This window comes from Enterococcus sp. LJL128 (assembly GCF_056924295.1).
Genome location: NZ_JBXPBP010000035.1, coordinates 1 through 2,417 on the forward strand (window position 1 = coordinate 1; position 2,417 = coordinate 2,417).

Consider the following 2,417-nt stretch of genomic DNA (forward strand, 5'->3'; position numbering starts at 1 on the left):
AGAGTAAACCTCTCAAAACTGAACAAAGTAAGAACAAACCGTGTAGGTCTCCGTAATATTCCTTAGAAAGGAGGTGATCCAGCCGCACCTTCCGATACGGCTACCTTGTTACGACTTCACCCCAATCATCTATCCCACCTTAGGCGGCTGGCTCCAAAAGGTTACCTCACCGACTTCGGGTGTTACAAACTCTCGTGGTGTGACGGGCGGTGTGTACAAGGCCCGGGAACGTATTCACCGCGGCGTGCTGATCCGCGATTACTAGCGATTCCGGCTTCATGCAGGCGAGTTGCAGCCTGCAATCCGAACTGAGAGAAGCTTTAAGAGATTTGCATACCCTCGCGGGTTAGCGACTCGTTGTACTTCCCATTGTAGCACGTGTGTAGCCCAGGTCATAAGGGGCATGATGATTTGACGTCATCCCCACCTTCCTCCGGTTTGTCACCGGCAGTCTCGCTAGAGTGCCCAACTGAATGATGGCAACTAACAATAAGGGTTGCGCTCGTTGCGGGACTTAACCCAACATCTCACGACACGAGCTGACGACAACCATGCACCACCTGTCACTTTGTCCCCGAAGGGAAAGCTCTATCTCTAGAGTGGTCAAAGGATGTCAAGACCTGGTAAGGTTCTTCGCGTTGCTTCGAATTAAACCACATGCTCCACCGCTTGTGCGGGCCCCCGTCAATTCCTTTGAGTTTCAACCTTGCGGTCGTACTCCCCAGGCGGAGTGCTTAATGCGTTTGCTGCAGCACTGAAGGGCGGAAACCCTCCAACACTTAGCACTCATCGTTTACGGCGTGGACTACCAGGGTATCTAATCCTGTTTGCTCCCCACGCTTTCGAGCCTCAGCGTCAGTTACAGACCAGAGAGCCGCCTTCGCCACTGGTGTTCCTCCATATATCTACGCATTTCACCGCTACACATGGAATTCCACTCTCCTCTTCTGCACTCAAGTCTCCCAGTTTCCAATGACCCTCCCCGGTTGAGCCGGGGGCTTTCACATCAGACTTAAGAAACCGCCTGCGCTCGCTTTACGCCCAATAAATCCGGACAACGCTTGCCACCTACGTATTACCGCGGCTGCTGGCACGTAGTTAGCCGTGGCTTTCTGGTTAGATACCGTCAAGGCGGGAGCAGTTACTCTCCCGCTTGTTCTTCTCTAACAACAGAGTTTTACGATCCGAAAACCTTCTTCACTCACGCGGCGTTGCTCGGTCAGACTTTCGTCCATTGCCGAAGATTCCCTACTGCTGCCTCCCGTAGGAGTCTGGGCCGTGTCTCAGTCCCAGTGTGGCCGATCACCCTCTCAGGTCGGCTATGCATCGTGGCCTGGTGAGCCGTTACCTCACCAACTAGCTAATGCACCGCGGGTCCATCCATCAGTGACACCCGAAAGCGTCTTTCAAATAAGAACCATGCGGTTCCTATTGTTATACGGTATTAGCACCTGTTTCCAAGTGTTATCCCCTTCTGATGGGCAGGTTACCCACGTGTTACTCACCCGTCCGCCACTCCTCTTTTCCAGTGAGTGCAAGCACTCGGCAGAAAAGAAGCGTTCGACTTGCATGTATTAGGCACGCCGCCAGCGTTCGTCCTGAGCCAGGATCAAACTCTCATAATAAAAGTTAGAACAATCTCGCGATTGTTAAGCTCAATTTGTTTGCTAGCATATTGCTTGCTTGTTAAAAATGTTTGTTGTTTTGAATTAATCAAAACGCCCTACACATTTGGTTTGTCTTACTTTGTTCAGTTTTCAAAGGTCTACATCATTGCCTCGCAGCAACTTTTATATCTTATCAAATCTCGGATAAGATGTCAACTCTTTTTTTGAAAAAGTTTTAAGTTGATGGAACTCGGCAATCCGTTGTTGTGTTTCATAACAACTGTTTCAGTTTATCAGCTTATTTGTTATTTGTCAATAACTTTTTTACTGATAAATCAACTTTCTACAGCCATCATTTTTTAACGCTTTGTTATCTTATCATGAAGATTCTGTTTTCGTCAAGATAAAACTAAAATCTTTTTTTATCTCTCAGAACATGTAATAATATATCAATTCTATTCTAAAAAAGCAACTATAATTTCACTTTTTCTTAGGCTTTTTTTAGATAGCGAACAAACTAAATAGATGAGATAAAAGCATTCGCTTTTTTATTCGTATTTTTTACATTTCGTGATTAATTATTCGGCGAACTTCGGAAAAATATTCTCTTTCCTGAATTATCTCATCTATTAATTCTTACAATTTTTATTCTAATTGAAACTCATTTGGTTTTCACTCCAATTAAAAATTAGGGAGTGGGACAATAGTCAGAAGAAAATCTGATTATTGTCCTACTTTTTTGATTTTAGGGTACACAAAAAGCACGCAACCGTGTAAGATTAAAGTGACTAAACCAAATCAAAAGGAGCG

General features: G+C 45.5%; 1 rRNA gene. It reads right to left on the reverse strand.

Annotation, left to right across the window (positions count from 1 at the left end):
• Positions 1–66: 66 nt before the first annotated feature.
• Positions 67–1,625 (reverse strand): 16S ribosomal RNA (locus tag AC1Z3K_RS18560).
• Positions 1,626–2,417: the final 792 nt, after the last annotated feature.